The 21,597-nt window shown below is 63.2% G+C and carries 18 protein-coding genes and 1 pseudogene; 10 read left to right on the plus strand and 9 right to left on the minus strand.

The window, feature by feature from the left end:
• Positions 1-12: 12 nt before the first annotated feature.
• Positions 13-807, minus strand: a complete 795-nt coding sequence (locus CN933_RS07990; RefSeq protein WP_018094483.1) for a phosphoadenylyl-sulfate reductase — start codon at positions 805-807, stop codon at positions 13-15.
• Between the two features lie 143 nt (positions 808-950).
• Positions 951-2,302, minus strand: a pseudogene (locus tag CN933_RS07995) (chloride channel protein).
• 156 nt (positions 2,303-2,458) lie between these two features.
• Between CN933_RS07995 and CN933_RS08000 the strand changes: the two are divergent.
• Together CN933_RS08000 and CN933_RS08005 are read left to right on the plus strand one after the other, a co-directional pair.
• Positions 2,459-2,845 carry a DUF6152 family protein gene (locus CN933_RS08000; protein WP_026168560.1) on the plus strand — a complete coding sequence of 129 codons (387 nt, stop codon included), beginning with the start codon at positions 2,459-2,461 and terminating at the stop codon, positions 2,843-2,845.
• On the plus strand, positions 2,845-3,324 hold the full coding sequence (locus CN933_RS08005; RefSeq protein WP_018094486.1) for a DUF6644 family protein: 480 nt from the start codon (positions 2,845-2,847) through the stop codon (positions 3,322-3,324). The genes CN933_RS08000 and CN933_RS08005 overlap by 1 nt, the downstream gene beginning before the upstream one ends.
• Before the next feature lies 1 nt (position 3,325).
• Here the strand turns inward: CN933_RS08005 and betA are convergent, their stop codons facing one another.
• The 4 genes from betA to betI form a co-directional block, all read right to left on the minus strand.
• Entirely contained in the window at positions 3,326-4,975 is a 1,650-nt protein-coding gene (gene betA / locus CN933_RS08010) for a choline dehydrogenase (RefSeq protein WP_018094487.1), read from the minus strand.
• Between the two features lie 163 nt (positions 4,976-5,138).
• Positions 5,139-6,602, minus strand: a complete 1,464-nt coding sequence (betB, locus tag CN933_RS08015) for a betaine-aldehyde dehydrogenase (RefSeq protein WP_018094488.1) — start codon at positions 6,600-6,602, stop codon at positions 5,139-5,141.
• Position 6,603: 1 nt separating this feature from the next.
• On the minus strand, positions 6,604-8,142 hold the full coding sequence (gene betC, locus CN933_RS08020; protein WP_018094489.1) for a choline-sulfatase: 1,539 nt from the start codon (positions 8,140-8,142) through the stop codon (positions 6,604-6,606).
• Between the two features lie 103 nt (positions 8,143-8,245).
• Entirely contained in the window at positions 8,246-8,866 is a 621-nt protein-coding gene (gene betI, locus CN933_RS08025; protein WP_018094490.1) for a transcriptional regulator BetI, read from the minus strand.
• 134 nt (positions 8,867-9,000) lie between these two features.
• On the opposite strand from betI, the gene CN933_RS08030 reads away from it, so the two are divergent.
• The 3 genes from CN933_RS08030 (at position 9,001) to CN933_RS08040 (ending at position 12,537) form a co-directional block, all read left to right on the plus strand.
• Positions 9,001-9,549: an HdeD family acid-resistance protein gene (locus CN933_RS08030; RefSeq protein WP_018094491.1), complete on the plus strand. Its 549-nt coding sequence runs from the start codon at positions 9,001-9,003 to the stop codon at positions 9,547-9,549.
• Between the two features lie 107 nt (positions 9,550-9,656).
• Positions 9,657-11,456 (plus strand): GGDEF domain-containing protein, encoded by a 1,800-nt coding sequence (locus tag CN933_RS08035; RefSeq protein WP_018094492.1) that lies wholly within the window; start codon positions 9,657-9,659, stop codon positions 11,454-11,456.
• A 79-nt stretch (positions 11,457-11,535) separates the two neighbouring features.
• Positions 11,536-12,537: an NAD(P)H-quinone oxidoreductase gene (locus CN933_RS08040; RefSeq protein WP_018094493.1), complete on the plus strand. Its 1,002-nt coding sequence runs from the start codon at positions 11,536-11,538 to the stop codon at positions 12,535-12,537.
• Between the two features lie 300 nt (positions 12,538-12,837).
• Here the strand turns inward: CN933_RS08040 and CN933_RS08045 are convergent, their stop codons facing one another.
• Positions 12,838-13,575 (minus strand): DUF3750 domain-containing protein, encoded by a 738-nt coding sequence (locus CN933_RS08045; RefSeq protein WP_018094495.1) that lies wholly within the window; start codon positions 13,573-13,575, stop codon positions 12,838-12,840.
• Between the two features lie 71 nt (positions 13,576-13,646).
• On the opposite strand from CN933_RS08045, the gene CN933_RS08050 reads away from it, so the two are divergent.
• The 3 genes from CN933_RS08050 to CN933_RS08065 all read left to right on the plus strand — a co-directional run bounded on the left by CN933_RS08050 (position 13,647) and on the right by CN933_RS08065 (position 16,660).
• Entirely contained in the window at positions 13,647-14,654 is a 1,008-nt protein-coding gene (locus tag CN933_RS08050) for an asparaginase (protein WP_018094496.1), read from the plus strand.
• A gap of 90 nt (positions 14,655-14,744) precedes the next feature.
• Positions 14,745-15,365, plus strand: coding sequence for a glutathione S-transferase family protein (locus CN933_RS08055; protein ID WP_102761397.1), 621 nt, complete (start codon positions 14,745-14,747; stop codon positions 15,363-15,365).
• A gap of 386 nt (positions 15,366-15,751) precedes the next feature.
• The gene (locus tag CN933_RS08065) at positions 15,752-16,660 is read left to right on the plus strand and encodes a LysR substrate-binding domain-containing protein (RefSeq protein WP_018094498.1); all 909 of its coding nucleotides are present in this window, start codon (positions 15,752-15,754) and stop codon (positions 16,658-16,660) included.
• A 30-nt stretch (positions 16,661-16,690) separates the two neighbouring features.
• Here the strand turns inward: CN933_RS08065 and CN933_RS08070 are convergent, their stop codons facing one another.
• Positions 16,691-17,350 carry a glutathione S-transferase family protein gene (locus CN933_RS08070; RefSeq protein ID WP_018094499.1) on the minus strand — a complete coding sequence of 220 codons (660 nt, stop codon included), beginning with the start codon at positions 17,348-17,350 and terminating at the stop codon, positions 16,691-16,693.
• Positions 17,351-17,613: 263 nt separating this feature from the next.
• On the opposite strand from CN933_RS08070, the gene CN933_RS08075 reads away from it, so the two are divergent.
• Together CN933_RS08075 and CN933_RS08080 are read left to right on the plus strand one after the other, a co-directional pair.
• The gene (locus CN933_RS08075) at positions 17,614-19,932 is read left to right on the plus strand and encodes a putative bifunctional diguanylate cyclase/phosphodiesterase (RefSeq protein ID WP_018094500.1); all 2,319 of its coding nucleotides are present in this window, start codon (positions 17,614-17,616) and stop codon (positions 19,930-19,932) included.
• Between the two features lie 185 nt (positions 19,933-20,117).
• Positions 20,118-20,897 carry a L,D-transpeptidase family protein gene (locus tag CN933_RS08080; protein WP_026168561.1) on the plus strand — a complete coding sequence of 260 codons (780 nt, stop codon included), beginning with the start codon at positions 20,118-20,120 and terminating at the stop codon, positions 20,895-20,897.
• Positions 20,898-21,039: 142 nt separating this feature from the next.
• Here the strand turns inward: CN933_RS08080 and CN933_RS08085 are convergent, their stop codons facing one another.
• Entirely contained in the window at positions 21,040-21,516 is a 477-nt protein-coding gene (locus CN933_RS08085; RefSeq protein ID WP_018094502.1) for a MarR family winged helix-turn-helix transcriptional regulator, read from the minus strand.
• Between the last annotated feature and the right edge of the window lie 81 nt (positions 21,517-21,597).

A 21,597-nucleotide genomic window follows, 5' to 3' on the forward strand; every position in this document is an offset into this window, starting at 1 on the left:
CGCGCGTGGCGCTCAGGCCGCGTTGCTGGCGTTGGGGATGATCGAGGAAGCCGCTTCCGGCACATGCAGGCCGCATTCGCGCTTCTCATCGTTCTCCCACCACCAGCGCCCGGCGCGCTCCGGCTCACCGGGCTTGATGGCCCGGGTGCAGGGCTCGCAACCGATCGACGGATAGCCGCGGCTGTGCAGCGGGTTGACGGGGATGGCCTCTGCCGCGACGTGGGCCTGGATCGTCTCGATGTCCCAGTCGGCGAGCGGATTGATCTTGATGAGCCCGCGATCTACGTCGGCTTCAGCGAAAGGAGTCGTGGCACGGTTGCCCGACTGCCCGCGCCGCAGGCCGGTAATCCAGTAGCTTGCCCCGTCGAGTGCGCGCGCAAGCGGCTTCAGCTTGCGCACGCCACAACAGGCATGCCGGGCTTCGACGCTTTCGTAGAACCCGTTCATGCCGTATTGCGCCACATAGGCTTCGATATCGGCTTTCTCGGGACAATAGCGCTTGATGAGGATGCCATAGGTCTCCTCGGTCTTGTCGATCAGGGCCACGGTCTCGTCGAAAAGACGGCCGGTCTTCAGCGTCGCGACTTCGATGTCGAGATGGTTGCTGCCGATCGCGGCGGTAATGACCTGGTCCTCGATGCCGAGCGAAGTGGTAAAGACCGCGCGGCCTTCCAGCCCGGCGATGAATGCCAGACGGCCGGAAAGATCCAGCCCTTCGAGCTCGTCGTTGATGGCCTTGGCCTCTGCCTCGAGGGCAAACTCTTCCGCGTCGACCGCCACTTCTGCTTTGCGGGATTGCGTCGTCATGGCTGCATCCTGTTGCAATTTGCACGGAATATGGCAGCCGTTCATGACAATGGACAGAAATAGCGGTTTCTAATGCCGCGCGAACGGAGCAAATATCTCTCTGATCCCCAGGGGCCTTGAAAAAGGCGCCCGTGGCCGGTGCGTCACTGAGGTGCGGCTTCGCTTTTCGCGCTGCTCCTGCGCAGGAGAATGCTCTGGGCGATGAATGTTCTGGAAAGACCGTGATAGAGCGGCTCGGGCGAAACGAGCCGGGCGGTGACATAGCCAAGCATCGATGCGGCCATCAGCGCGATCACGCCCTGATGGTTGCCGGTCATCTCCATGATGATGGCGAAGGCGGTCATCGGCGCCTGGACGATGCCGGCGAAGTAACCGGCCATGCCGAGCACGGCTCCCAAGGCGATGCTGGTTCCGAAAAGTGAACTCATCGTGCTGCCGAGTCCTGCGCCGATCGCAAGAGAGGGGGCGAAGATGCCGCCCGGATACCCGAGATCATCGCCGCGAAGCTCGCGAACAGCTTGCCCAGGAAGAAGAAATAGGGAAGCGGCTCACCTGCGACGGCCGCTTGCGCCTGTTCGTAGCCCGTTCCGAAGGTGGCACCACCCGACAGGACCCCGACGATGCCGGTGGCGACGCCGCATCCGCCAGCCAGCATGAGCATGCGCTTCACGGGGGCCGGCTGCGCCCAGCGGCGAATACGCCGCGTCAGCCGAAGGCTGGCCGCGCTAAAGGCGGCGCCAAGAAGCCCGCCGCCTATTCCGCAGGCGAGAATGAGCAGGAAATCTTTGGCGCCGCTCGCCGTCGTCGAGCTGGTGCCGAAATAGGTGTAGTTGCCGGAGAGGCTCAGGGCCGCGAGGCCAGACAATATGACTGCGGTCAGAACGAGTCCGTTTGCGCGAGACTCGTAGGTCCGGCTCATTTCCTCGATCGCGAATACGATGCCCGCCAGCGGTGTGTTGAATGCGGCCGCGATCCCCGCGGCGGAACCGGCAAGTATGAGCCCGCGCGCGTGAGCCATTCCGCCCCAGCGGGCGGCCTGCAGCATGATAGAGGCGCCGACCTGGACGGTAGGGCCTTCGCGACCGATCGATGCCCCGCCGAAGAGCCCGAGGACCGTGAGCAGGATCTTCCCGAAGGCAAGCCGCAGCGACAGCAGGCGCGAGCGCTCTTCCTCGCCATGCAGATGCCTTGCAGCGATAGCCTGCGGGATGCCGCTGCCTTGCGCATTGGGGAAGAAGCGGATGGCGAGCCAGGCAGAGAGGACGAAAACCGCAGGTGTCAGGAGCAGGGGAAGCAGAAAGCTCCACCGCCCGGAATCCGTCAGCCGGCGGAAGGCGTGTTGCGCCCAATCGGCGGCTTCGGCGAAGGCGACGCTGATCACGCCGATCGCAATTGCGCCGACCCAGAAGACCAGTCTTGGCCGCCAGACGCCGTAGGATCCCCAAAGGACTCTGGACCGGCGGAGGAGTTTCGATTTGGTGTAGGCCGAAGGCATCATGTTCTCTTAGCGAGTATGCCCTTCGAACACAAATCGGGAGTCTGCCCCTGCAGGATCGCGAGACCCTGCCGTTCAACAATCGGTGAGCGCGCTGTTCTTGCCCCATGCGTGCTCCATGTTCAGGCATCATCAACGCAGGAGAAGGAAATGCCGATGGCTACGTCTTTGTCGTCACGCCTCCCCGCGGCCGGTTTGCTGAGCCTGCTTCTGGTTACGGGCGCCTACGCGCATCACGGCTGGTCCTGGGCGGAGGCCGATCAGGTCGAGCTTTCAGGGACGATCCGCGAGATCTCCATGGCGCCGCCGCATCCGACCCTTCAGGTCGAGACGACGGATGACGGCACCTGGCGGGTCGAACTCGGCAACCCGCGGCTCACCCAGCGTTCGGGCTTTGTGGAGGGGGTAGCCAAGGCCGGCGATCCGATCGTGGTGCTGGGCAACCGCTCGCTCGACCGGAACGAGAAGAGGATGAAGGCCGTGCGGATCACCGTCGCCGGCAAGGTCTACGACATCTATCCGGAGCGCATACGGACGAATTGATGGAGGAGGCGCTGACGTGGATCGGGGCGTTGCCCTTCGCTTTGGCGATACGGCGCTCCGCGGTGCTCTACATCTTCGTGAACGCCGCCCACATACTCTCGATCGGGATAATCGTCGGTTCGATCCTGCCGCTCGACCTGCGGCTGCTCGGCTTCTTCCGCGACGTGCCCATCGGTGTGGTCGGCCCCTATCTTTCACGCGCGGCTGCGATCGGCATCGCGTTGGCCATCGTCACCGGTTTCTGTCTCTTCAGCGTTCGCCCGGTTGAGTATGCCGGCAACCCCGCCTTCCTGACGAAGATGACGCTGCTCGCGCTCGGCGTACTCAACGCCGCCATATTGCACTTGACCCCGCAATGGCGCGACGCAATCAAAGGCGGGCCGCTCTCTCCGAGGGTCCGCCTTTCAGCGCTGCTTTCCATGTCGATCTGGACCGGTGCGGTTCTAGCCGGGCGCTGGATAGGTTTCCTCTCGGAATAAGTTACCTGTCGCTCACCGCCCAGCGCGGATTGATCCACGGCTCCTGGTTCGAGCGGGCGAGCGGCTGCTTGCCGAGGATATGATCGGCGGCCTTTTCGCCGGTCATGATCGAGGGGGCGTTGAGGTTGCCATAGGTGATGTGCGGGAAGATCGAGGAGTCGGCGACACGAAGCCCGTCGACGCCGATAACCCGGGCTTCGGGGTCGACCACGGCCGTCGGATCGTCCTTCGCCCCCATCTTGCAGGTGCCGCAGGGATGATAGGCGCTTTCGAGATGCTCGCGCAGGAACCCATCGATCTCCTCGTCCGTCTGCACCTTTTCGCCGGGCTGGATTTCGGGGCCGCGATAGAGGTCGAAAGCCTTCTGGCCGAAGATCTCGCGCGTCAGCCGAACGCAATGGCGGAACTTCTCCCAGTCCTCCGGATGGCTCATATAGTTGAAGCGGATCACCGGGTCGGCCTTGGGATCGGACGAGCGAAGGGTGACGTCACCGCGCGACTTGGACAGATTATAGCCGACATGCACCTGGAAGCCGTGCGACTTCGCCGCCGCCTTGCCGTCATAGCTGATCGCCACCGGCAGGAAGTGGTATTGGATGTCCGGCTGCTTCACGCCGGGTGCCGAGCGCAGGAAGGCGCAGGACTCGAACTGGTTGGAAATTCCGAGGCCTCTCTTGAAGAAGAGCCATTGCGCACCGGCGACGCCCTGCCAGAACCATGGCAGCCAGGAATAGAGTGACACCGGCTTCGTGCTCACCTGTTGGAAATAGAATTCCATGTGGTCCTGCAGGTTCCGGCCGACGCCGGGTCGGTCGACCTTCACGTCAATTCCCATCTCCTTGAGGTGCGCGGCCGGTCCGATGCCGGAAAGCATCAGCAGCTTCGGCGAATTGAACGAGGAGGCGGAGACGATCACTTCGCGATTGGCCTTCACCACCTCGATCCGTCCGCCCCGCTCGATCTCCACGCCCGTCGCCCGGCCGTTCTCGATCACGACCTTGCGGGCGAAGCAACGGATGAGCTCGACATTCGGACGTTTGAGGGCCGGCCTCAGATAGGCGGAAGCGGCCGACCAGCGGCGGCCCTGCCACGTCGTCTGCTCCATCAGCCCGAAGCCCTCCTGCTTCGAGCCGTTATAGTCCTCGGTGACTTCGAAGCCGGCCTCTTTTCCCGCTTCGATGAAGGCGTGGAAAAGGGGATTCTTGACCGGGCCGCGCTTGACGTGCAGCGGCCCGTCGGTGCCGCGCCAGCCCTCTTCGCCGCCATGCGAATGCTCCATCCGCTTGTAATAGGGCAGCACGTCCGCATAGGCCCAGCCTTTGGCGCCGAGTTCCTCCCAGCGGTTGAAGTCTTCCGAATGGCCCCGGACATAGACCATGCCGTTGATCGAGGAGGAGCCGCCGATCACCTTGCCGCGCGGCGCGGTGATGCGCCGGTTGTTGAGGTTCGGCTCGGGTTCGGAGAGATAGCCCCAATTATAGCGGTTCATGTTCATCGGCCAGGCAAGCGCCGCCGGCATCTGGATGAACGGGCCGACATCGGAGCCGCCGAACTCGAGCACGATGACCGAATTCCTGCCGTCTTCCGACAGGCGATAGGCGAGCGCCGAGCCCGCCGAGCCGGAACCGATGATGACGAAATCTGCCTGCATGAGCGTGGTCTTTCTTGCTTCTGGGATGGCCCCTCAATCCGGCTGCCGCCGCCTTCTCCCGCGCGCGAGGGAAAGAGGGATATGCCGCGCCGGTCCCCTCTCCCCGCGCGGGGAGAGGGTTAGTCCTCGGGTCAAACCCGAGGAGAGGGCATAACTGCAAAGCTCAGTACGGCGCCTCGACCGGCCCCATGCCGACATAGACGGTCTTGAGCTCGGTATAGTGGTTCAGCGCCGCGACCGAATTCTCGCGTCCGAAGCCCGACTGCTTGGACCCGCCGAAGGGGATCTCTACCGGGCAGAGATTATAGGTGTTGATCCAGAGCGTGCCGGCCTCGAGCCGGTCGGCGACCCGGTGGGCGCGGGTGAGGTCAGCGGTGAAGACACCGGCCGATAGGCCGAACTCCGTGGCGTTGGCGCGTGCGATGACTTCCGCCTCGTCGTCGAAGTCGAGCACGCACATGACCGGTCCGAAGATTTCTTCCCGAGCGATCGTCATACCGTCGGTGACGTCGGCGAAGACGGTCGGCTGGATATAGGTGCCTTCGCCGCTCACATTGTTGGGAATGCCGCCGCCGGTGACGAGGCGCGCCCCTTCCGCTCTGCCCTTCTCGATATAGGAGAAGACCTTGTCGCGTTGCGCCGCCGAGACCATCGGCCCAAGCTGCGTCGTCTCGTCCAGGGGGTCGCCGATGACGATGGCTTCGGTACGTTCCTTGAGACGGGCGAGGAAGGGCTCCTTGATCTTCTTCTGCACGAAGACGCGGGTACCGTTGGAGCAGACCTGGCCGGTCGAGTAGAAATTGCCGAGCATGGCACCGCCGATCGCGCTTTCGAGATCGGAATCCTCGAACACGATCAGAGGCGACTTGCCGCCGAGCTCCATGGTGACGTGCTTGAGTTCGGCGGCGGCGGCGCCGGCCACCTTCTTTCCGGTCGGCACGGAGCCTGTGAGCGACACCTTTGCGACGTCCGGATGGTTGACGAGGAGCGGGCCCGTCGCGCGGTCGCCCTGAATGACGTTGAAGAGGCCCTTCGGCAGACCCGCTTCGATGAGGATCTCGGCGATCTTAAGTGCGCCGAGCGGGGTGTTTTCCGAAGGCTTGAACACCATCGCATTGCCGGCGACGAGCGCAGGCGCACCCTTCCAGCAGGCGATCTGCTGCGGGTAGTTCCAGGCGCCGATGCCGACGCAGACGCCGAGCGGCACCCGCTTGGTATAGGCAAAGTCGCCACCGAGCGGGATATAATCGCCGTTGAGTGCGGCGGGCGCGACGCCGCCGAAAAATTCGAAACTGTCGGCACCGGACGTCGGGTCGGCAACGATGGTTTCCTGGATCGGCTTGCCGGTGTCGAGCGTTTCGAGTTCGGAGAGTTCCCGGTTGCGCTGCCGCATGATTTCGGCGGCCCGCTTCAGGACACGCCCGCGCGCGGTCGGGCTCATCGCCGCCCATTCCGGCTGCGCGCGCTTCGCCGCTGCGATCGCCTTTTCGACGATCGAAGGCGTTGCCGCGTGGAGGCGGGCGATGACTTCGCCGGTCGCCGGATAGATGCTCTCGATCACCGTGCCGCCGGTGTCCTCGACATATTCGCCGTCGATGAAGTGCGAGGCTTTCGGTTGGGCTCTCATCTCATTCTCCTCGCGGATAGCGTTTGGACTCCTCGAGATTGTCGAGGTTCATGTGATTGCGCATGTATCGCTCCGATGCCTTTTGCAGCGGCTGGTGATCCCAGGGGTAATAGGCGCCGTTTCTCAGCGCCTCGTAGACGACCCAGCGGCGGGCCTGGCTTTCGCGCACGGCAGCATCGAAGGCCTGCATGTCCCAATGGGCGGCGCGCATGTCCTGGAATGCGGTCAGCGTTGCCTGGTCGACAGGTCCGCGCGGCTTCGCTGCGAGGTTCGTGAGTTCCAGCGGATCGGTCTCGAGGTCGAAGAGCTGGTCCGGATCGAGTGCGCAGTGGATATATTTCCACTTGCCCTCGCGAATGGCGACCAACGGCGCATAGGAGGCCTCGGCCGCATATTCCATCAGCACCGGTTCGGTGCGCTCGACGCCGTTGACCATCGGCACGAGGCTGACGCCATCGGTCCAGGGCTTCACTTCCTCGAGCGAAATGCCGGCGAGGTCCGCAAGCGTCGGCGTCACGTCGAGATTGGAGGTCGGCGTCAGATGCAGGCCGGGTGCGATACCGGGGCCGGCAATCATCAGCGGCACGCGCGCCGAGCCTTCGAAGAAGTTCATCTTGAACCAGAGGCCGCGTTCGCCGAGCATGTCGCCGTGGTCGGAACAGAAAAGGATGAGCGTCTCATCGAGCATCCGCGTCCGCGTGAGGGTGTCGACCAGTTCGCCGACCTTCTCGTCGAGATAGGAGATGTTGGCGAAATAGGCGCGGCGAGAGCGGCGGACATTCTCCTCCGTCAGCTCGAAGTTCCGGTAATCGCAGGACAGCATGATGCGCTGCGAATGCGGGTCCTGCTCGTCGAGGGGGATAGGGTCGACCTCGGGCGTGAGGTGCTCGCAATCTTCGTAGAGGTCCCAGAATTTGCGCCGCGCGACATAGGGGTCGTGCGGATGGGTAAAGGAGACGGTGAGGCACCAGGGGCGCCGGCTCGCATCGTCGTTTTCCCGCGAAAGCTGGTAGAGTTTCTGGTTGGCGAGGAATGCCACCTCGTCGTCGTATTCCATCTGGTTGGTGATCTCGGCGACCCCGGCGCCGGTGACGGAGCCGAGATTGTGATACCACCAGTCGATGCGCTCGCCCGGCTTGCGGTAATCCGGCGTCCAGCCGAAATCGGCCGGATAGATGTCGGTCGTCAGCCGCTCCTCGAAGCCGTGCAGCTGGTCCGGTCCGACGAAATGCATCTTGCCGGAAAGCGCGGTGTAATAGCCGGCCCGGCGCAGGTGATGTGCATAGGTCGGGATCGACGACTGGTACTCGGCGGCATTGTCATAAACCCGCGTGCGGCTCGGCAATTGCCCGGCCATGAAGGATGCTCGGGCTGGGGCACATAGTGGCGACGAGGTGTAGTTGTTGCGGAAACGGGCCGATCGCTTGGCCAGCGCCTTCAGGTTGGGCGCGTGCAGGAAGTCTGCAGGCCCGTCCGGAAAAAGCTTTCCGTTCAGCTGGTCCACCATGATGATCAGAATATTCGGCTTCCCGGTGGTCACTTGATCGTTTCCTCGTGGTTCGAATTCTTGCTTCGTCTTGCTTGGCCGGTCGGCGATTGTCAGCTGCGGCTGCCGCCACCTTCTGCCCGCCGGGAGGGAGGGGCTAATCCTCGGAGCAAACCCGGGGAGGGGAGCCTTTCCCGTCGCTCGCCCTCAGATGCGCATTCACGTAATCTTCCGTGAGCGCCACCGAGGCTTCGATGCTGATCGGCGCCGATTTCAAACTTTGCCGGATGTAGAGCCCGTCGATCATCGCAGCGGCGCCCTCGGCGATGCGTTCCGCGTCATCTGCCGGGCAGAGCGCTCTCAGACCCGCGAGCAGGTTTGAGCGCAGCCGCCGCGCATAGATCACCAGCAGCCGCCGCACTTCCTCCGACCGTTGCGCCTCCGAATAGAAGGCGAGCCAGGCTGCGACCGTCTCCGGCGCGAACTGATCGGCGCGAAAACTCACGCTGATCAGAGCACTCACCTTTGCGCGCGGCGTCGAGGCCGCCTTCATCGCAGACACGGCGTCGTCGCGCAGCTTGCCGAGAAGGCTGCGGATGGTGGCGATCAGCAACTGTTCCTTGCTGCCGAAATAGTGATGCGCGAGCGCGGGCGAAACGCCGGCCGTCCGCGCGATATCCGACATGGTGACCGCGAGCGTCCCTTGGTCGCCGATCACGCGCAGCGCCGCATCGACCAGCGCCTTGCGGCGCACCGGCTCCATTCCGACCTTGGGCATCTTCGAACTCCTCTGGCTCTAGCTTATTTTTGATTGATCCATCAATCAATAAAAAAATCCTGCGCTTTTCTCTTTCTTTTTGCTTGGAAATCAGCGGGAGGCGTCCATGCGCATAGGCATGACTGGAGGTTGAAATGGTTCACGCGTTCGATCCCGCCGGCAGAGAGGCCCTTGCCGGAAAATGGGGGTGGTTCGTCGCACTCGGCGTGCTTCTGATCATGTGCGGCGGCATCGCCTTCGGAAACCTGCTGATGGCGACAGTCGCCTCCGTCTATTACGTCGGTCTCATCATGCTGATCGGCGGCCTGCTCAACCTCGCCCACGCGTTTCAGGTCAAAAACTGGGGGAGTGTCCTTTACTGGATTTTGAGCGGTGCCTTTTATGCCGCGGCAGGCCTGTTCGCTTTCATCAATCCTGTCCTCGCCTCCTCCGTGCTGACGTTCCTGCTGGCGGTGGCGCTGATCGCCGCCGGTTGCTCCCGCATCTGGGTAGGGTTCAGGCTTCGGCCTCTTGGAGGCTGGGGGTGGATGGTCATCGGCGGCCTCGTGACCCTGCTAGCCGGCCTCATCATCGCTGCCGGCTGGCCGGTCGACAGCCTCTGGATACTGGGTCTTTTCCTGGCGGTCGATCTCGTCATGCAGGGGCTGGCCTCGATCGCCTTCGGGGTTCTCGCTAGGGGCTGAGCAGGCTTTTCCGAAGCTTCATCAAACTTTCACATTCGCGAAAGATTTCGTTGACGCCTGGCTCCGATGCTGGCGCGCGTTTGTGTGTCCTATCCCTGGAGCCCGGCATGTCGGCCGCCCCCGCAGAAATCCTGTCGCTTCGCCGTTTCGGCGACGACCAGATCGTGACCCTTGCCAAACTCGTCATCGAAAATGCCCTCCAGCCGATCGTGGAAGCAGCGACCGGGGCGGTGTTCGGCTATGAATCCCTGATGCGCGGTTTCGAGCGCCTGGGTTTTGCCTCGCCGGTCGAATTGCTCGACAGGGCCGAGAGCGCGGGGCAGTTGCTCGCGCTCGAGCACCTGATCAACAGCCGCGCCGTCGCCGCGTTTGCCACGCTCCCGGACTTTTCGGTGCGCACGCTCTTTCTCAATTTCGATGCGCGGCTCGTCGGTGCCGAGGGCGACATCGTCGATCGCCTGGTCAACCACTTGAAGCGTGCGAATATCGCGCCGTCCTCCCTTTGCTTCGAACTGTCGGAACGTTTCGACAGCAGCAAAATGCCTGACTTTTCCGCGCTCGTGCGGCAGCTGCGGCTTGCGGGATTCAAGCTCGCGATCGACGATTTCGGTGCGGGGTTCAACGGGCTGAAACTGCTCTGCGACCAGCCGGTCGACTATGTGAAGATCGACCGGCACTTCATCTGCGATATAGACAAGGACTCCCGCAAGCGGCACCTCGTCCGGCATACGGTCAACATGGCCCATGTGCTCGGGTCGCGGGTCATCGCCGAGGGCGTGGAGACGGAGGCGGAGTTTCTCGTCTGCCGTGATCTCGGTTGCGATCTGATGCAGGGCTACTTCATCGCCCGACCGACGACGCACGTCACGGAGCTGCAGGCCGTCTACGCTCATCTCGAACCGGCGGCCGGCGCTCGGCGCCCGTCTGCGACCCTTGACGGCATCCTGATCCGCAAGGAGATCGAGCAGCTTCCGGCAGCGAGGGAGAGCGACGACCTCGATTCCGTGTTCGACCTTTTCCGGCTCAATCCACGCCAGGCTTTCTTTCCGGTCCTGAATGCCAATGGCGAACCGCGCGGCATCCTGCACGAGTATCACGTCAAGGAGATGATCTATCATCCCTTCGGCCGCGACCTCCTGAAGAACCGCCTCTATCAGCGCCGCATCTCGCATTTCGTCACGCCGGCGCCGATCGCCGATCTCGACACGCCCGCCGACGAGATGCTCAAGATCTTCGCCGGCATGAACGGGAGCGACTGCGTCATCCTGACGGAGAACATGCGCTATGCCGGCATTCTCTCCGCTTCGTCGCTCCTGAAGATCATCAACGAGAAGCAGTTGAAGACGGCCCAGGAGCAGAATCCGCTGACGGGCCTTCCCGGCAATCGCGCGATCCGCGATTATGTCCAGCACGCGATCCTCGATGGCGACCAGGCCCGCTACTTCTGCTACTGCGACTTCGACGATTTCAAACCCTTCAACGATACCTACGGCTTCCAGAAGGGGGATCTCGCGATCACGCTCTTTGCGGCGCTCCTGCGGCGCCACTTCATAGGCGAAGGGAAGTTCCTGGGTCACGTCGGAGGCGACGATTTCTTCGTCGGCATCGACGGTTCCACCGAGGAGGATATACGGGGCGTCCTTTCACGTCTGATCGACGACTTCCGCTCGGACGTCCGCCAGCTCTATTCGCCCGAGCATCTGTCGGCGGGACGGATCAGCGGATATGGCCGCGACGGCACCACGAAGGCTTTCCCCCTGATGCGCTGTTCGATCGCGGTGCTTTTGCTTCCGGAAGGCCTTGTCCTCTCGGACGGACAGACCGTGAGCAAGCGGATCGCGGAGATAAAGGCGCGCGCCAAGGCGAGCGAAGAAGGCCTCGTCATGGAGCCCCTCGACCGGACCTGAGCAGCGGATGCACGACGAACTTTCCCGAACGGCAAGAGGGCTATAGGTATAGGCGGAACCGTTTTGCGAGGATGCCGTCATGACCCTTCCGACAGAAATGACCTATGTGGATCTGCCTGGGCCCGGAGGGCCGGAGAATATGGTGCTGGCGCGGGGGGCGATGCCTGAGGTCCGGCCCGGCGACATTCTGATCCGCGTCGAAGCCTTCGGCATCAATCGGCCGGACGTCCTGCAGCGCAAGGGAGACTACCCGCTGCCCGCTGGGGCGAGCCCCATCCTCGGGCTCGAAGTTGCAGGCGAAGTGGTTGCTCTCGGTGAGGGAGCGGCCGGCTTCTCGACCGGCGACAAGGTCTGCGCTCTGGCCAATGGCGGCGCTTACGCGGAATATTGCGCCGTTCCCGCCACGCAGGCCCTTCGCTGGCCCAAGGGCTACGATGCCGCGAAGGCGGCAGCCTTGCCGGAGACTTTCTTCACGGTCTGGGCCAACGTCTTCGACATGGCCCGCCTGAAGGCCGGCGAAACGTTCCTTGTCCATGGAGGATCCAGCGGTATCGGCACGACCGCTATCCAGCTTGCCAAGGCATTCGGTGCAGAGGTCTTCGCGACCGCCGGCAACCTTGCGAAGTGCGAGGCCTGCGAGGCACTCGGGGCGAAACGTGCGATCAATTATCGCGAGGAGGATTTCAGGGCCGTCGTGCTGGAAGAAACCGGCGGTCGCGGAGTCGACGTCATTCTCGACATGGTGGGCGGGCGCTACTTCGAGCGCAACATCGGCAGCCTGGCCAAGGACGGCCGCCTGTCGATCATCGCCTTCCTCGGCAGCGCCCGGGTGGAGGACGCCAACATTGCGCCAATTCTCATGAAGCGCCTGCAGATAATGGGTTCGTTGCTCCGGCCGCGCACCGCCGCCGAGAAGCAGGCAATCCGCGACGGGCTGGCGGAAAAGGTCTGGCCGCTGCTGGAAGGGGGCGAAGTTGCGCCGGTCATCCAGGCGATCCTGCCCTTCGCCGAGATTGCCGGCGCTCATCGGCTGATGGAGCAGGGCGATCATATCGGCAAGATCGTGATGCGGATCGGGTAGCAAAAGACAATAAGACGATGGTCGCCCTTGTATTGGCCCAAAGATCGCTTACGTTGGGATTAACGTCAACGAACAGAAAGGAAGGTGATCCAATGTCTAATGAGATTTCGGACCTCGTAATGGACATGGGAGAGGTGAAGGAGTCGAGGCAGCCCTCGGCCTGATAGCCGCCTTCCTTGGGGTCTCAGCACCCGGCCATTGTGAGGCCAAAGCTCATGGAAGGGCCGCCGCAGGGCGGCCCTTTTCCTATGGAACGGGATGGGAAAAGTGCGTGCGGTTTTCCGCCCGCGTGCCATCCCCTCAGATTCCGAAGCGGCCGAGTGCCGGAATCTTGATGCCGGGCCGCGCGACGTCGAAGCCCGCCACCAGTCCCATGAAGTGCAGTTCCAGTCCGCTGCGCCAGCCGGCCGAGATGCCGGCGAGGCCGTAAAGCGTCGCATGCAGGTCGCGACCGTCGGCATCGACATGGAACAGTTTCCCCTCCGGCAGATAGTCGCGCCCGACCGCATCCGGCGGCAGCACGACGTCGAGTTCCGGCACCGATCGCAAGACATGGGCGACGAAAGTGTTGGAGTTGGGCCCGGGCCAGATTCGATAGCCGCCCGGCGAAGAATAGGGATAATCCTCGATCGCCGTTTCGATCTTGGGGATCAGGCGCTTGGCTTCCTCGCCCCTGACTACCGCGACGATGCGCGGCTCGTTGGAATACCAGCGTCCGTCGGCCGGATAGGCGTTCTTGCGGATCGGCTTGCCCCAGCCGACCTTCTCATAACGGTTGTATGTAGGCGCCCCTTCGTCTTTGGTGACGATCCAGGCGTGGCTTGCTACCGCCCCCTTCATGCCTCCGGTGGTCGCCGAGAAGACGTATATCGCCGCCTGCGGGCTCGCAGCCGCATCCGCCAGAATACCTGACGACGACCAATCCGCATCGTGCCAGCTCTGTGGCCGCTCCTTGAAGTACCACAGGCCCGCCGAGGCGAGCGCCGGAAGCAGGTAGACGACAGCGAAAACGAGAAAGAGCTTGCGGAGGAATTTCATCTACGGTGACTTTTCTGCCGTGGGATTCCTGATAGATGCATATCCGAAACTTGGAAAATTGAGGGCAGCCGATGTCGAATCCGGTTCTGGTCGAAGTAACGCGCGGAAATCTGGTCGAAAGTCGCCATCGAGGCATGATCGTCGCCGTCGATGGCGACGGAAAGACGCTGTTCTCCCTTGGCCAAACGGATGCTCATATCTTTCCGCGCTCCGCCTGCAAGGCAATGCAGGCCCTGCCGCTGATCGAAAGCGGTGCCGCCGACGCCTACGATTTCGGCAATCGGGAGTTGGCGCTGGCCTGCTCGTCGCATTCGGGGGAGCCGGAACATGTGGCGCTCGCCGCCAAAATGCTGACGGCTGCGGGGCGGGACGTCCAGGCGCTTGAGTGCGGCGCCCATTGGTCCTCCGACCAGAAGACGCTGATCGCGCAGGCCCGCTCACTCGAAGCGCCGAGCGCGCTTCACAACAACTGCTCGGGCAAGCATGCGGGCTTCGTCTGCGCCTGCTGCCATTCCGGGACCGAGGTCAAAGGCTATATCGGCTATGACCACCCGATCCAGCAGGAAATCCGCGGGGTCATGGCGGAGCTGACCGGAGCGATTCTTGATCGCGACAATTGCGGCGTCGACGGCTGCTCGATCCCCACCTACGCGCTCTCGATGAAAGGACTTGCTCACGGCTTTGCCAGGATGGCGAGCGGAGTCGGTCTCGGGACGGAGCGGGCGCGGGCCTCGAAGCGTCTGATCGACGCCTGCATGGCCGAACCCTTCTACGTCGCCGGCACCAAGCGCGCTTGCACGCGGCTGATGAAGACGGCACCCGGCCGCATTTTTGCGAAGACCGGCGCCGAGGGCGTATTCTGTGCGGCGATACCGGAAAAGGGTATCGGCATCGCGCTGAAATGCGAGGATGGCACGACCCGGGCCGCCGAGGCGATGGTCGCCGCGACGCTTGCGCGCTTCTTTTCGGACGATGACGAAATCCATGAGGCGTTGATGGCTCAGGCCAATCACGCGATGCGCAACTGGAACGGAATGCACGTCGGCGACGTGCGGGTGACGGAAGCCTTTGCCGCCTGACGCGATCTCGCTCAGGACTTGTCAATCGCGGCGATTCGATCTTCTGTGCTTCGGCGCCGCCGTCAGCCGCGCAATTTGGGAGGAAGAACGATGCTGAAACTGTTTTATACGCCGGGAACCTGCTCGCTTGCCTCGCACATCGCGCTGGAGGAAGCCGGTGCCGACTATGAAGTGCATCGGGTCGATTTTTCCAAAGCCGAGCAGACCAAGCCGGACTACCTCACCATCAACCCAAAGGGGCGGGTGCCCGCCCTCGTGACCGACCGCGGTATCCTGACGGAGACGCCGGCCATTCTCGCCTATATCGCCCAAAGCTTCCCGAAGGCGCGGCTTGCGCCGCTTGACGATCCTTTCGAGTTCGCGCGGCTGCAGTCGTTTCTGAGCTATCTCTGCTCGACGGTTCACGTCGCTCATGCCCATGCGCGCCGGGCCGCGCGGTGGGCAGACGACCCGGCGGCGCAGGAGGCGATGAAGGCCAAGGTGCAGCAGAACATGGCCGACTGCTTCGCGCTCATCGAGCGCACGATGTTCGTCGGCCCCTTTGTCAGGGGCGACGCCTATTCGGTCGCCGATCCCTATCTCTTCACCATCGCCGGCTGGCTCGAGTCGGACGGTGTCGATCCGGCCCGGTTTCCGCGAATCCTCGACCATCGCAACCGGATGGCCGAGCGCCCGGCCGTCGCCAAGGTTCTGGCTGAAGTGCAGTCGTAACGGCAATCGGCCGGGATCGGCGGAGCCGAAGCGTTAAAACGGGCGTTGGTCGTCCTCAGTTGCAGAGGTTCTCTGCCCCAGTGCGAGGCCAAGGCCATCCGGGGAACGGCAGATCCGCGAGTTCGCGTTCACCCATACGGAAGAGATCCGGATGCTGGAGAGGGTCGCGCATCCAGTCGGAGGCGAGTCCTCGAACACTGTCGGACGAGGCCTCGGGGCGCTTCAGTATTGAGAAAAACTTCAGCATACAGTCACCGTTCAGCTCGGATTGGGGTAGCGCAGCCGGTCACGCCGGCCGCTCAACACTTCAATCTGTGGGAGGAGAATCCACCTCTTTGTCGAAGTTTGCAATTGAGATTGCGAGGGCAGCGGTTTAGAAAAACTATATGAAAGACCTGAATAAGGTTCACCTGAACGGATTGCGCGCGGCCGAGGCGGTCGGCCGCCTGGGCTCGCTCGCCGCTGCGGCGGAGGAGCTCGGCGTCACGGCCGGCGCCGTCAGCCAGCAGATTGCCAAGACCGAGGCGCAACTCGGTCGTACGCTTTTCGAGCGCTCGCCGCGGGGGCTTGTGGTTTCGGATAGCGGGCGCGCGCTGCTGACGCGATTGTCGAGCGCGTTCAGGGAGCTCGCCGAGGCAGTCGCCCAGGCACGCCGTCGTGACGATTCGGTATTGACGGTGTCGGTCGCGCCGGTCTTTGCGGCGCGCTGGCTCGTCTACCGGCTGGACCGCTTCGCCGAGCGTAATCCGGATATCCGGCTGAGGATCGACGCGACCACGACGCTCGCCAATCTGGAGACCTCCGATGTCGATCTCGGCATCCGCGTCGGGGCTGGACGCTGGCCCGGCGTGCGAGCGGAACTGCTGCTCGAGCAGGAGGTCTTCCCGGTCTGCTCGCCGGCACTGGCCGCCGGACTTCGTGAGCCCGCGGACATACTGAAGCTGCCCGCGGTGATCGATGCGCACGCAATGTTTTCCTGGGAACTATGGCTCAAGACCGCCGGCCTCACCGGTGCGACCATGACGGTGCGCCACACCTTCAACGACGCTTCCCTGGCGCTCGATGCGGCGATTGCCGGGCAGGGGGTGATGCTTGCCTGGCAGACGCTTGCCGGATACGCGCTGCTGAGGGGGTCTCTCGTGGCGCCGTTCGGCATTCGCGCCAAGACCGGCTTCGGGCACTACTTCGTCACCTCCGTCTCACGCCGCGAAAGCAAGGGCGCTGCCGCCTTCAAGCGCTGGGTGCGCGAGGAAGTCGAGGACGGAATGCGGCAGCTCGCGGCGATGACGGGATGAGAAGACCCTTCGCTCACCCAGCCAGGTGCCTTATTCCGGTTCCTTCAGCCGTTCCTCCATCATCGCCTTGAAGGCGGGGCGGGATTGGCAGCGCGCCAGCCAGGCCTTGACCTGGCGGTGCCTTTCGAAAAGGTCCGTCTGGCTCATCGTGTAGCGGAAAACCTCCGCGAGATTGAGGTCCGCGACGGTAAAGCGGTCACCCACCACGTAGTCGCGATCGGCGAGGTGCGTTTCGAGTACGGAAAAGGCCTTTTCAAGGGAGCGGGCGCAGGCCGCGATCTCCGTCCGCCCTTCCGGCGTGTCCTCGATCCCCTTGTCATGGGCGAGAACGATCTTCACCGCATGCGGCTCGACCTCGGTCGCCGCCCACATCGTCCAGTTGCCGATCTGCCCTTCCTCCCGGATATCGGCCGGTGCCAGCGGTCCGCCGTGTTTGCGGGCGAGATAAAGATTGTTGGCGAGCGACTCGGTCAGCACCAACCCGTCATCCTCGATCGCGGGTATGAGGCCCATCGGGTTTATGGCGAGGAAGCCCGGCGACTTCGTATTGAGGGGGGCATCCGCGGCCAGCGGATCGGCGACCCGGCGCGCCTGGACAACCGGCACCGATCGGAAGGGCAGGCCGAGTTCCCCCGCCATCCAATAGTTGCGCGACGCGCGCGAACGGTAAACTCCATAGATCGTCAGCATTTCCCGCCGTCCTCCGATTGTCGTTCAGCTCCTTGCAGCGCGCGCGTCGGACAGACGCGCAAAGGTCGCTGTAACTCCTGCATGGTCATGCTGTAGGCCATCGCCGTCCTCGGCAGAAGCCGTCGGCAATGATAGGTCGCATGAATTCTTTTGATGCGAAGTGGCTCTGCACAACCTTTAGACGATTTTTCGCTGTGGAGTTTAGGGAAGCATAACCTCTTTTCGCTAAATCTGCGCGAGCGCCGCTCCTTCGGAGGTTTCGCTTGGCAAGAAAAACGTCCCGCAGCATCCGATATGCCGACCTGAACGCGGACGACAATGCGCAGACGCGCCGGCTGATCGATGCCGGCAGCCGCCTTGCCGACGAGGTCGCGCGTCTCTTTCCGCCCGAACCCGACATGGCCGACCGCCACTACTGGCTCGAAGCGATGATCAACCACGTTCCCGATTATATCTATGCGAAGGATACGGCGGGGCGCTTCCTGATCGCCAACGAGGCGACGGTCGCCGACAACGGCCTTGAAAGCCTGCGGGACCTCGTCGGCAAGACCGATTTCGATCTGCACCCGCACGAATTCGCCCAGGCCGTCGCCGATACCGAGCGGCGCGTGTTGGAAACCGGCGAGCCGATCTTCGGCATCGAGGAACGCGCCATCGTGACCAAGGGCCGCGATCGCTGGCTGATGACCTCGAAAGTGCCCTTGCGCAGCAAGAGCGGCGGGATCATCGGTATCGTCGGCATCTCGCGCGATATCAGCGATCGCAAGGCCGCGGAGCGCCTGCTCGAGGGTCAGGCCCGGCTGCTGGAAATGATCGCCAAGGGCAGGCCCCTTGGTGAGTTCTTCCACGAGCTGGTGCTGATGATCGAAGCGCTGCTGCCCGGCATCAAGGCCTCCATCCTGCTCCTTTCGGAGGATGGCGGGCATCTCCTGCACGGCGCTGCCCCCAGCCTCGACGCGGATTATTGCGCCGCCATCCATGGCGCCGAGATCGGCCCTGCGGCCGGCTCCTGCGGAACGGCTGCCTGGTGCGGCGAACAGGTGATCGTTTCCGACGTCTTCGCAGACCCGCTCTGGGAGGAATACGCGCCTCTCCTGAGGCCCTCCGGCCTCCGTTCCTGCTGGTCCACGCCCATCCTGTCGCGCGAGCGCAATGTGCTCGGAACATTCGCGCTCTATGCGCAGGAGGTCGGAACGCCGAGCGAGCAGCAGCAGGAACTGATTGCCATGGCCGCTCATCTCGCCGGAATAGCGATCGAGCGCAAGCGGGCGGAGGATCGCATCGGTTTCATGGCTCATCACGACGCCTTGACGGGGCTGCCGAACCGCGTGCTTTTCGAGGAGCAGGTCGCCGGCATGCTCGAGGAGATCCGCGAGCGGGATCAATGGGCCGTGCTCGCCTTTCTCGACCTCGACGATTTCAAACTGATCAATGACAGCCTTGGGCACGCCACAGGTGATGAGCTCCTGAAGGTCGTAGCCGGGCGCATGCGGGGTGCCGTGCGCAGGTCCGATTCCGTCGTGCGTGTCGGCGGCGACGAGTTCATCATCCTCCTGAACGGCCTGCCGAAGGAACGGGACGTCGTGCTGTCGCGGCTGGAGGATATCCGCGCTGCAATCGCCATGCCGGTGCAGTTGCAGGGCCGCTCCCTGCAGGTGAACTGCAGCATGGGCGTGGCCTGCTTCCCCAACCAGGGCACGACGGCGGGCGAACTTCTCGCCAATGCCGACATGGCCATGTATCGCGCCAAGGAGCTCGGCCGCAACAACATCCAGGTCTTCACCGAGGCGATGGCCGCGAGAGCCCATGAAAAACTCCAGTCGCAAGAAGAGCTTCGCGAGGCGCTTGCGCGGGAGGAGTTCCTGCTGCATTTCCAACCGCAGATGAGCCTCGAGACCGGCCGCATCTTCGCTGCGGAGGCGCTGTTGCGCTGGCAGCACCCGATGCGCGGCATCATCTCGCCTGCGGCATTCATTCCGCTCGCCGAGGAAACCGGTCTGATCGTGCCGATTGGAGACTGGGTCCTGCGCGCCGCCTGCCGCCAGTTGAAGGCCTGGCAGGTGGCCGGTCTGCCACCGCTGATCGTCAGCGTCAACGTTTCCGCGCGGCAGTTCCGCGAGCGCAACTGGGCGGCGCGTGTGGCGGCGGTTTTGGAGGAGACCGGCCTCGAGGCCCGTTACCTCGAACTCGAGCTCACCGAAAGTCTGATCATGCAGGACGTGCCGGGGGCGATCGCCACGATGCATGCGCTGGAGGCGATCGGCGTGCACCTTGCGATCGACGATTTCGGGACAGGCTATTCGAGCCTCAGTGCGCTCAAGCGCTTCCCGGTGCGCCGGCTGAAGATCGACCGGTCCTTCGTGACGGACATTCCGCACGATGCCGACGACATGGCGATTACGTCCGCGATCATCTCGCTTGCCCAGAACCTCGGCCTGCGCGTCATTGCCGAGGGTGTCGAGACAAAGGCCCAGGTCGAGTTTCTCAAAGAAAGCGGCTGCGACGAGATCCAGGGCTACTTCTTCAGCCAGCCCTTGTCGGGCGAGGATTTCGAAGCGATGCTTTCCTCCCAGCGGCCGTGATGTTCGCGAGCGTCCGTAAATGCAATCTGGTGCCACAGGGAGCGGTTTCCGCTTGCGTCCCGTTCCGACTTGCCGATAACCATTCGAGACGGCTTCGCAACGATTCACTTTCGAAGCACCTTGATCCGGCCCTCGGAATGGAGCACCTGGACTCTTTCCGTGCAGCACAACCCCGTTAGAGTTAGATGTCATCACTGCCAGCTTTGTCCCGACGTCAGTTTCTCCGCACATCCGGCTTGGCAATCGCCTCCGCCGGACTTGCGGGCTGCACCTCTTCGATGAACACGAACCGCTTCCGCGAGCAAACGATGCCGGTCTACCGCAATCCTGCGCTCGAAAGCCGCTGGAACGGGCCGCCGGGCGGGATCTTCGAGGGACCGGTCGGCGAGGGGCCGATCGGCCTGCCGCCACAGGATGCCTATTACGCGGAGATCTATGCGGCGCGGGAGGATGGCGGCTTTCTCATCCCGGAGGTGCCCTTCAGACAGATCGATCCGCGCTTCTATCGCCAGGAGGTCGGCGATCCCTTCGGTGAGGCCCCCGGCACGATCGTCGTCGATACGGCCGACCGCTATCTGTACCTCGTCCAGCCGGGCGGGCGGGCGATGCGCTATGGCGTCGGGTTAGGCCGCGAAGGCTTCGCCTGGTCGGGCCGCGGTCTGATCCAGTGGAAGCAGAAATGGCCGAAGTGGACGCCGCCGAACGAAATGATCGCTCGTCAGCCGGTACTGGCGAAATATTCCGCCGATAATGGCGGCATGCCGCCGGGACTCGACAATCCGCTCGGCTCGCGCGCGCTCTACATCTTCCAGAACGGCCAGGATACGCTCTATCGCGTCCACGGGACCCCCGAATGGCAATCGATCGGCAAGGCGGTCTCTTCCGGTTGCGTCCGCATGGTCAATCAGGACGTGATCGATCTTTACGATCGCGTGCGCAACAAGGCGCCGATCCTCGTCATCTGACGGCCTGTTCGGCGGCGTAACGAAGGAGCCGTTCGTCTCGGCAGCGAAAATCGCTTCGTTCTGCCTTTTGATGACCAGGGAAAGCGTTAACTGCGAACTTCCGGACGGAAAGCCGTACACACTTTTCCTGCAGGTCCTCTTGTCAGCTTTCGTGTCGACTCCCGGCAAGCCGCTGCGTCAGCCTGTGCAGCGCGTCGCGCAATTCGCCGACCTCCTCCAGGCTGCAGCCTGATGCACTGCCGATGTCGCGCAGAATACCGAAGGCTTCGGCCTTCAGTTCCCGGCCGCCATCCGTCAGGCTGACGATCACCTGCCGCTCGTCCGCCGCATCGCGTACGCGGCGGACATATCCGCCTGCTTCCAGCCGCTTGAGCAGAGGCGAAAGGGTGCCTGAATCGAGGCCCAGTTCTTCGCCGATTCGTTTCACCGTCATGCGGTCCTGCTGCCAGAGCGTGAGCAGCACGAGATATTGCGGATAGGTCAGCCCGAAGCGGTCGAGCAACGGCTTGTAGGCGCGATTGAAGGCATGCGCCGCCGAGTAGACGGCGAAACAGAGCTGGCGGCCGAGCGCCAGCACCTCATCGGACTCTGCGTCGAATTTTGCCGCTTTCCTCGTCATGATGTCATTGTCGCAAATTCACGCCGGCAAAGCAATTTGCAAAATTAATTTGCGCGCTATTTAATCTTACGATATATAAAT

The organism is Sinorhizobium sp. M4_45 (genome assembly GCF_002885915.1).
Classification (GTDB): Bacteria; Pseudomonadota; Alphaproteobacteria; order Rhizobiales; family Rhizobiaceae; genus Sinorhizobium; species Sinorhizobium meliloti_A.

Coding starts and splice junctions, on each gene's coding strand:
- CN933_RS08050 (WP_018094496.1), top strand. CDS start 13,647: ATGTCGAATCCGGTTCTGGTCGAAGTAACGCGCGGAAATCTGGTCGAA.
- CN933_RS08065 (WP_018094498.1), top strand. CDS start 15,752: ATGAAAGACCTGAATAAGGTTCACCTGAACGGATTGCGCGCGGCCGAG.
- CN933_RS08045 (WP_018094495.1), bottom strand. CDS start 13,575: ATGAAATTCCTCCGCAAGCTCTTTCTCGTTTTCGCTGTCGTCTACCTG.
- CN933_RS08000 (WP_026168560.1), top strand. CDS start 2,459: ATGGCTACGTCTTTGTCGTCACGCCTCCCCGCGGCCGGTTTGCTGAGC.
- CN933_RS08035 (WP_018094492.1), top strand. CDS start 9,657: ATGTCGGCCGCCCCCGCAGAAATCCTGTCGCTTCGCCGTTTCGGCGAC.
- CN933_RS08085 (WP_018094502.1), bottom strand. CDS start 21,516: ATGACGAGGAAAGCGGCAAAATTCGACGCAGAGTCCGATGAGGTGCTG.
- CN933_RS08040 (WP_018094493.1), top strand. CDS start 11,536: ATGACCCTTCCGACAGAAATGACCTATGTGGATCTGCCTGGGCCCGGA.
- CN933_RS08080 (WP_026168561.1), top strand. CDS start 20,118: ATGTCATCACTGCCAGCTTTGTCCCGACGTCAGTTTCTCCGCACATCC.
- CN933_RS07990 (WP_018094483.1), bottom strand. CDS start 807: ATGACGACGCAATCCCGCAAAGCAGAAGTGGCGGTCGACGCGGAAGAG.
- betI (WP_018094490.1), bottom strand. CDS start 8,866: ATGCCCAAGGTCGGAATGGAGCCGGTGCGCCGCAAGGCGCTGGTCGAT.
- CN933_RS08005 (WP_018094486.1), top strand. CDS start 2,845: ATGGAGGAGGCGCTGACGTGGATCGGGGCGTTGCCCTTCGCTTTGGCG.
- CN933_RS08030 (WP_018094491.1), top strand. CDS start 9,001: ATGGTTCACGCGTTCGATCCCGCCGGCAGAGAGGCCCTTGCCGGAAAA.
- CN933_RS08070 (WP_018094499.1), bottom strand. CDS start 17,350: ATGCTGACGATCTATGGAGTTTACCGTTCGCGCGCGTCGCGCAACTAT.
- betB (WP_018094488.1), bottom strand. CDS start 6,602: ATGAGAGCCCAACCGAAAGCCTCGCACTTCATCGACGGCGAATATGTC.
- CN933_RS08055 (WP_102761397.1), top strand. CDS start 14,745: ATGCTGAAACTGTTTTATACGCCGGGAACCTGCTCGCTTGCCTCGCAC.
- betA (WP_018094487.1), bottom strand. CDS start 4,975: ATGCAGGCAGATTTCGTCATCATCGGTTCCGGCTCGGCGGGCTCGGCG.